The 8,094-nt window shown below is 41.4% G+C and carries 4 protein-coding genes; 1 reads left to right on the forward strand and 3 read right to left on the reverse strand.

The features are described 5' to 3' along the window. Positions 1–362: 362 nt before the first annotated feature. Positions 363–842, reverse strand: a complete 480-nt coding sequence (locus A7968_RS22685; protein WP_064668773.1) for a DUF721 domain-containing protein — start codon at positions 840–842, stop codon at positions 363–365. Positions 843–1,347: 505 nt separating this feature from the next. Here A7968_RS22685 and A7968_RS22690 point away from each other — a divergent pair. Next, entirely contained in the window at positions 1,348–2,721 is a 1,374-nt protein-coding gene (locus A7968_RS22690) for an MBL fold metallo-hydrolase RNA specificity domain-containing protein (RefSeq protein WP_064668774.1), read from the forward strand. 500 nt (positions 2,722–3,221) lie between these two features. Here A7968_RS22690 and A7968_RS22695 read toward each other — a convergent pair whose 3' ends face one another. Then, the gene (locus A7968_RS22695) at positions 3,222–4,811 is read right to left on the reverse strand and encodes a hypothetical protein (protein WP_064668775.1); all 1,590 of its coding nucleotides are present in this window, start codon (positions 4,809–4,811) and stop codon (positions 3,222–3,224) included. 238 nt (positions 4,812–5,049) lie between these two features. After that, the gene (locus A7968_RS22700) at positions 5,050–7,206 is read right to left on the reverse strand and encodes a YjbH domain-containing protein (RefSeq protein ID WP_064668776.1); all 2,157 of its coding nucleotides are present in this window, start codon (positions 7,204–7,206) and stop codon (positions 5,050–5,052) included. Between the last annotated feature and the right edge of the window lie 888 nt (positions 7,207–8,094).

Consider the following 8,094-nt stretch of genomic DNA (forward strand, 5'->3'; position numbering starts at 1 on the left):
AGGTTCTAGGTTCTAGGTTCTAGGTTCTAGGTTCTAGGTTCTAGGTTCTAGGTTCTAGGTTCTAGGTTCTAGGTTCTAGGTTCTAGGTTCTAGGTTCTAGGTTCTAGGTTCTAGGTTCTAGGTTCTAGGTTCTAGGTTCTAGGTTCTAGGTTCTAGGTTCTAGGTTAATCAATTTTCAGGTGAAAAATGAAAGATGCAAGGTTAAAGTTCATCTTATCAACACATTTTTACCACCGAGGGCTTCGCTGCACAGAGAATAAAAAAGCCAAGGGCTGCGGGTAACGAGTTCCTAGCCCCTAGTCACTTCCCTAGCACCTCTAGCCTTTAACCTAGCTCCTTTGTCTTCCTAGCACCTAAAACCTTTATTTTTTACCATGCCTAGCTAATTTTTCTAATTTTGCTTTTAATGATGGTGGTGCATCAGCGGCAATGGCATTGAGGTAATCAGCGGTTTGTTCGCTCATAGGGAGTTTTTTTGCGGGGGTAGCGTTTGCTGTTTTTGCAGCATTATTTGGGCTTAATCGCTGGCTAGCTTGCGGATTAGCAGTAATTTTTATTTGCCCAAGCTCTGCCATACCGGCACTGCGAAAGTGCGACAACATATCCATTTTTAAGTAATTTAAGCGCAACGCGATAGGTGCAGAAACAGCCTCAATCATTAAGGTGCCATCTCGATAATTACTGACACGGCATTTACCACTGAGGTTAGCGCCTAAAAATTCACTCAATAACGTTTGTTGTTTATCCAGCGCTTGGCTCTTACCTGCATACGACGACAAGCGGCCGCTGAGACCTGCCATAATATCGTTTAACGGTTTTGGCGCGAACCTATCTTTAGCCATGAGAAAACACCAAATTACATCAGAGATCCGATTTTAGTTGAATGCGGAAGTTAAAGCTACCCGAGAAATGAAAGATACTAACGCTAGGTGTTAGGAGCTCGGTTCTAGCACGTAGGAAATGGCTTTAGCCATGAATGGTATAAATTTGCGCGACATAAAGCCGCGCCTACGTAAATCCAAACATCAATGCCAACCCGTAGGCGTTAAGCTTGCTGACGCACCAACACCGAGCCGCATTTAAAACGCGGTGGCAAGCCACTCGCCTACATAATCATATACACAAAAGGTTAGCAATCATCAACCGATTCACACACCCATACCAACCCGCAGGCGCGAGTTTACCTCGCGCAATATTATGTTCACCACAGAGGCGCTTCGCGCTACACCGAGAAGATATTACAACCGCGCGGCATAAACCTATTGCTTTACCCCTTTAACTTTTAATTTTGCTACTTTTATCCTAACCTTGTTTCTAATTTAACTAATTAAAATAACAGGAACAACTATGAAAATTACCCACCATGGAGCGGTGAATGGCGTTACAGGCTCTTGCCACCAACTAGACTACGAAAAACACGCTTCGGTGTTGATTGACTGCGGGTTATTTCAAGGTGAAGACTCAGGGCCAAGCTTAGCTATCGACTTTGATATATCCACAGTCACCGCGCTTATCGTTACACACTGCCATATTGATCATGTTGGCCGTATTCCGTATTTATTCGCGGCAGGTTTCAGCGGGCCTATTTTTACCTCTAAGGCATCAGCTTGCTTGCTACCCTTAGTGATTGAGGATGCACTTAAAGTCGGGGTCACTCGGGATCAAAAAATTATCAACGCTTGCCTGAGCTTACTAGCTAAACGTATTGTCGCTATCGAATTTAATAGCTGGTTTAACTTACCTACCAGCAACAACAAGCCAACGGCAAAAGCACGCTTACAACGTGCCGGGCATATTTTAGGCTCAGCTTATGTAGAGATTGATATAGGAAATAAACCGAATACCCACCGAGTGGTATTTTCTGGTGACTTAGGAGCACCGCATACGCCATTATTACCGTCACCCAAAGCGCCTTATAAAGCGGATACTCTGGTGATTGAATCAACCTATGGTGATAAGAACCATCAGGGCCGCAAAGAGCGCACCCAAACACTGAAAAAAGTAATTGAAAAAGCAGTGGCCGATAATGGCGTGGTACTTGTGCCTGCCTTTAGTATTGGCCGCACGCAAGAATTACTTTATGAGCTAGAGCAAATAATTCACAACGCGGCTAAAAACTCACCTTGGCACAGTTTAGAGGTGATTGTAGACTCTCCCATGGCGGCAAACTTCACTACTGAATATCGCAACTTCAAAGCACTGTGGGATGATGAAGCCAAAAAGCGCCTAGCCAAAGGCCGTCACCCATTAAACTTTACACAGTTGCATACAATTGATAGCCACCAAGAACATATTGCCGTAATTAATTATTTAAGTAATCGCAAGCAACCAGCCATTATCCTTGCCGCTAGTGGCATGTGTACCGGTGGCCGTATAGTGAATTACCTTGAGCGATTTTTATCTGATAAAACCACCGATGTCATTTTTGTAGGCTACCAAGGTCGTGGCACGCTTGGCCGCGATATTCAAACCTACGGACCAAGTAATGGTTATGTACATATTAACGATCGTAAAGTCACCATTAACGCAGCAATACACACAATCAGCGGCTACAGCGCTCACGCAGATCAAACTGGGTTAATAAAATTTGTAACCGGCATGCGTAAAAAGCCAAACTTGATAAAAATAGTGCACGGTGATGACGGTGCCAAAAATGCGCTGGCAGCAAAATACAAAGAAGTACTAGGAGATGAGGTGAATATTGAGATTGCGAAGGGGTAGGTTCTAGGTTCTAGGTTCTAGGTTCTAGGTTCTAGGTTCTAGGTTCTAGGTTCTAGGTTCTAGGTTAATCAGTTTTAAGGTACAAGATGAAAGTTCACCTAAACAAAACCACTTTTTCGCACAAAATGAAGTGAATGAGAACAAAATGAGAAAAAGCCACGGGCAGCGGGCCATGAACCCTAGCTCCTAGTCTCTTTCCTAGAACCTAGCTCCTTCCCTTGTGCCTCTTAAGCGCAGCGTCTCTTAACCTCTTTGTGAATAAATTACTTAAAAGTCGCGCGGCATAAAGCTCCGCCTACGCAAACCTAAACACCAATGCCAACCCGTAGGCGCAATTACTTGACCACAGCACCTCGCGCAGGTTTAGGGGCTTCCCTCGAGGCTCGAGGCTCGATGCTCGCAGCTCGTCGCCCGATGCCCTTAACCCTTAACCCAAAACGAAAAAAAGCCGCATAAATGCGGCTTTTAGGCTTAATCCCTATAAGGAACTAACAAAAATATTAGTTACCGCCAGTACCGCCAGTACCGCCAGTAGTCGTAGGACAAGTAAACTGGAATTCTTGGCTTAATGCGTCAGCATTTGCACCTTCGATAGTGAATGTGTTGTCACCATCAAGAGGTAAACCACGGAAGTTAACTGTCACTTCATAGTTCTCACCTTCACGTAGGTTAGTAAGCTGGAAGTTACCATCTGCATCTTTAAGAGCAGTTTTGATACCCTTACCAGCGCGACGATATTTAACAGTTGAGTTACTCACATCCACAGCAACAGTAGTGTCGTTAGCACACACACCTGATAAAGTTAATTCTTTATTTACTAAGGTAAAAGGTGCAGTAACAGTAACAGCTGTAGTACCACAAACATTAACCTCTGTTTGCGAATCAAACCATACGCCACCTTCACGATCCGATACTCTCACACGAGCAGTTGCACCATCATAAATACCAAATCGCGTAGCTTGATTAGCTTTAATGAATGTGCGTGCAGTAGATCCAGGAGGTAGAATGCCTGATAGTGAACCATCACTTGATATTGCGGTGTATAGTAAACCACCTGCAGGAACAGTTCCTGTCACATTAGTAGCAATATCGCTAGTACATACAGCTGCATTACGAGTTACTGCAAACCAAGTTAAGTGATCAGTGTCAAAGCTTACAGTACCAGTACCTTGAGTTACAGCAAAGCTATCTTGAGCCCACTGACCAGTGTCTTCATTGAATGAACTAACAGCTAAAGTTTCACCAGCAGCTAAATCCGCAGGAGCAGCAAGCGTTACACTTAGTGTATCACCAGCGAACTTCTTAACTGGAGTTTCACCAACTAGCAGGTTGATATCAGCTAAAGCAATAGGAACAGCAACATTCGCACTTGTGTTATTAGCATTTAAGCCTTCAGGGATAACAGCACCTTTAGTTGGTGACGCAGGATCCGTACCTAAAACACTAAGCGTTACAGAATCACCAGTAATCGCCTCATCCGCTGCATTTTGTAAAGTAATACCGCTAGGTAAAGTTGCAGTGGCAAGAGATGTTCCACCTGTAGGTGTAGCATCAGCAGTGATTGGAGCCGTGGTTGTTGAACCACTGATATCAGTAGACGTTTCAGTATCAGCAAATAAGCCTTCTGCGTCTGTACCAGTAAGTACAAATTGAGCTGTTAAAACATCAAAGTCATCTTCGTTAGATAGATCAAGATTGAATGCTTTAGTAGAATAGCCAGCTGCAGAAACAATTGCAGTTACATTTGTAGTTGCTGAGCCATTTTTAAGAGTAACAATGAAACCACCTTCTTCAGCAGTATCTATTGTTTGCACTTGCTGACCGTTAACATCTACAATATTAGTTGATGGCGCGCCACCTTCCAAAAATTTAACAGTCGCACCGTCAATTACATTCGCTTCGCTATCAACAACAGAACCACTTACAACAAATGTAAGTGCAACTGGCGTTTCTGGTGGAACAACTACTTCAGGATCAGGCCCTGGTCCAGGTGGTGCATAATCATTACCATCGTCATCACTAAAACAACCAGATAGAGCAAATACAGAAGCTATAGACAATGCTAATAGCGATTTTTTGTTAGTAAACATAGGGAGTCCTTTTATTCCTTTATATAAACAATCAATAAATAAGGTTTTTTATACTCGTTACAATATTAGCGGTTACTTTAGAAAAGTATAGCCATAACGCAACAAAAAAGAGCAAAAAAACAACATTTTTTACTTTTTGCCAAAAATAGAGCTAAGTGCTCTATAGTAATTAATCAGTTCGTTACAATAATATAGACTAACTACGTATTTGTACAATAGTTAGTCTAATAAAAATTTGTTACCGATATTTTAAATACACTTCTTTTAACCTTGGTAAATGTTTATAAACATAATCACTCGATAAGCGACCTTGGTTAAAGAATGTTTTATCTAAGCCAACTGTTGAGCTTGGTGCGTACAACTGGTTAAACACTAACCGGTTCTCCGTCTTACCTACCTGAGTACTAATACTATGACGATAAGCCTCAGTGCCTCTAACTTGCCCAAAGCGAGTAACAGCCATATCTTTACGTGGCGATAATGGGATACTAAACGCAGCCCCTGCTTTTTGAGCGCTAGAATCTTCGTAAAACACAGCGAGGTAGCTATCGCCAAACCAAAAACGAGATTCTAACTTATAGCCACTATCTTCATACCAAAAATCACCAGCTTGAGCATGTAAGGTAATATCTTGCTCTACCCAGTTATATTGATAATTAAACATTTGGTAACTGCGGCTGCCGCGGTAATCCTGGTACTGAAAAGAACCAAATTTAAAGCTTACTTTATGTCTACCCGCTTCACTTAACCAGGCTGTTTCATTGCTAATGCCTCGGTAGTCATAAAAATCTTTGATATAGCCAACTTGGGTTTGGTTGTAAAAACCAAACGGTAGCTCAAAAGTTTGATAGAACAAAGCGCGATCAAATTGAGTTTCTTTACGGTAGTTTTTAAACGGTTTATTTTCAGCGTAATCATCACTGTTAGCCACATTAACTTGGCCACCTAAAATAACGCCACCGCCTTGCCATAAAGGCACCTCTAGGTCGGCTCTAATTGCAACAGAATAATCAAATACGCCAAGCTCAGTTGCATAGGTATTACTTATGGTTGGCGCTATTGTTAAACGCGGCTTAAAGTATGGCGAGTTAGCATCTGTAGTTCCTACCCAAACTAAACCACTTGGCTCTAGTGCAGCCCCTTGGGTAATTAATAAATCAGGCGCAATATTGTTAGTAATAAATTCTTTGTAATTATCTACAGTACCAACAACATTAAGTAATGCTAGATCGTATTTGTTTAGTTGTACGCTAAATTCAACACCCTCAAGTGTTATTAATTCAGCAACACGCCCTAATGCTAAACCTAATGCATCAATATCGTTACGGTTAAAAATTGAGTTTTCAAATTTAACAAATAACTGATTATTATTGTTAAAAGCAACATTAACATTTTCAAAACCATCTTCTACCAAGGCTAACTTTAAGTTAGCAGCTTGAGAATTCAACCGGCTTAATTCGGCTTGTTGCTCCGTATTATTTGTAACCTTTGCTGTAGTAGGTGCTTCAGGCTTAACTGTAGGTAAAGTGTAATCAATTGGCGTTTGTATTTTTACCGCTGCAGGGTTGATAGCTGCCGGGGTGTTAGTTGTAACAGCTGCATTAGCAGTACTAGTTTGCACATCCGGTGCCGCTTTAACCGGCTGTTGGTAACCTACCTCATCACTCAGTGGTAAAGTAAAGTTAATGCCCCAATAATTACTGGTATCTTCAGAAAATTCAGTATTGCTATAAAAGCGGCTGGTTAAGGTGATTTCACCAATATCATATAACCACTCTTTTGGTATGGTTAGTCGCGCAGCGGCATTAACGGCCTCAGAGTCGTATTCAGTAAGTACACTAAACCACTTAAATGGTTGCCATTCAATACCCGCAAAAGCACCATCCATCTGCCCTGTTACACGATCACTCGAGCCAACACCGGCACTAAACCTAAAATCCCATAACTCTTTTGAGGCAACAGCATAAATTGTTTTATAGTTATTAGCCGCACCACCCATATCTTTCATACCAATAGCAACACTTAACCAATCTTTTGGTATGTAAGGAATTTGGTATTTAGCGTTAAAAGATAAATCGCGAATTTGGCCTCTGCCCTCAGAATAAAACATATTATCGTGAATAGAGTTAGATGCTATTTGACCACTAACTTCAAGGCCTTCAAACAAACCAGCTGAAGCAATAAAGTTATGACCATCAATGTACTCTCGGCCACGTAAGTCAAGTTGATTGTTATAACCCATATCAACTACACCAGCGTCCATAGTCTCTGCGTTTGGGGTGTTAATTAAGCCGGTATAACCTGCAAATGATTGATAATGTTTTATTTCATCAGCGGCAATGGGTAAGCTTAATGCAGCTGCACAGCTTAAAAACAACGTATTCAATTTAGGCATGGTGTGATCCGAGTCCGAGTTAGTATTATTAAATCCATCAGGTTCTAGGTCAAAGTTTAAAGGGGAAAGGTTAAAGTTACAAGAATTTAGCTTTTAACATTGATCAACAATAAATTAAAACACCAATTTAAACCATTTTGCACAAGGAGAAGTGAATGAGGGTAAATGAGAAGAGAAAGCCACGGGCTAATTGCACCTAAAACCTAATCACTTCCCTAAAACCTAGAACCTTTAAAACATTTCGCGGCTGAAGCCATGAATTTATAAACCGCACAGCATAAAGCCCCACCTACAAGAAATTAAACGCCAGAAGATAATTTAACACCGTAGGCGTTAAGCTTGCTGACGCGTGTTTATTAACACCGTTATGAATAAATACTTAAAATATTTTGCACAAAGAGAAACCAATGAGAATAGAAAGCCACGGGCTTCGAGCACCTAGTACCTTTGTCTTCCTAGTGCCTTTAACCTTTTCCCTTCAACCTCTTTGTGAATAAATCACTTAAAATCAACGCGGAATAAAGCCGCGCCTACAAGAGCATTTTGCACAAAGAGAAGCCAATGAGTGTAAATGAGAAGAGAAAATGCCACGGACTAATTGCATCTAGGTCATTGTCACTTATCTAATACCTTTGACCTTTAACCTCTAAAGCGCAGCGCCTCTTAACCTCTTTGTGAATAAATCACTTAAAACAATTTTTTACCACAGAGGGCTCCGAGACGCTTCGCGCTACACTGAGTTAAGACCAAAAAATAAATCTATTAGCTCTTTAATCTCTACCTCTGTGCTCTTAGCGAACTCTGTGCTCTTAGCGAACTCTGTGCTCTTAGCGAACTCTGTGGTGAATTAATCATTTAAAACCATTTGCACAAAGAGAAGACAATGAG

Source organism: Pseudoalteromonas prydzensis, assembly GCF_001661495.1.
In the GTDB taxonomy this organism is placed as follows: Bacteria; Pseudomonadota; Gammaproteobacteria; order Enterobacterales; family Alteromonadaceae; genus Pseudoalteromonas; species Pseudoalteromonas prydzensis.

Bases quoted from the DNA above. Each gene is read 5' to 3' on its own strand.
- A7968_RS22685 (WP_064668773.1), bottom strand. From the start codon at position 842: ATGGCTAAAGATAGGTTCGCGCCAAAACCGTTAAACGATATTATGGCA.
- A7968_RS22690 (WP_064668774.1), top strand. From the start codon at position 1,348: ATGAAAATTACCCACCATGGAGCGGTGAATGGCGTTACAGGCTCTTGC.
- A7968_RS22695 (WP_064668775.1), bottom strand. From the start codon at position 4,811: ATGTTTACTAACAAAAAATCGCTATTAGCATTGTCTATAGCTTCTGTA.
- A7968_RS22700 (WP_064668776.1), bottom strand. From the start codon at position 7,206: ATGCCTAAATTGAATACGTTGTTTTTAAGCTGTGCAGCTGCATTAAGC.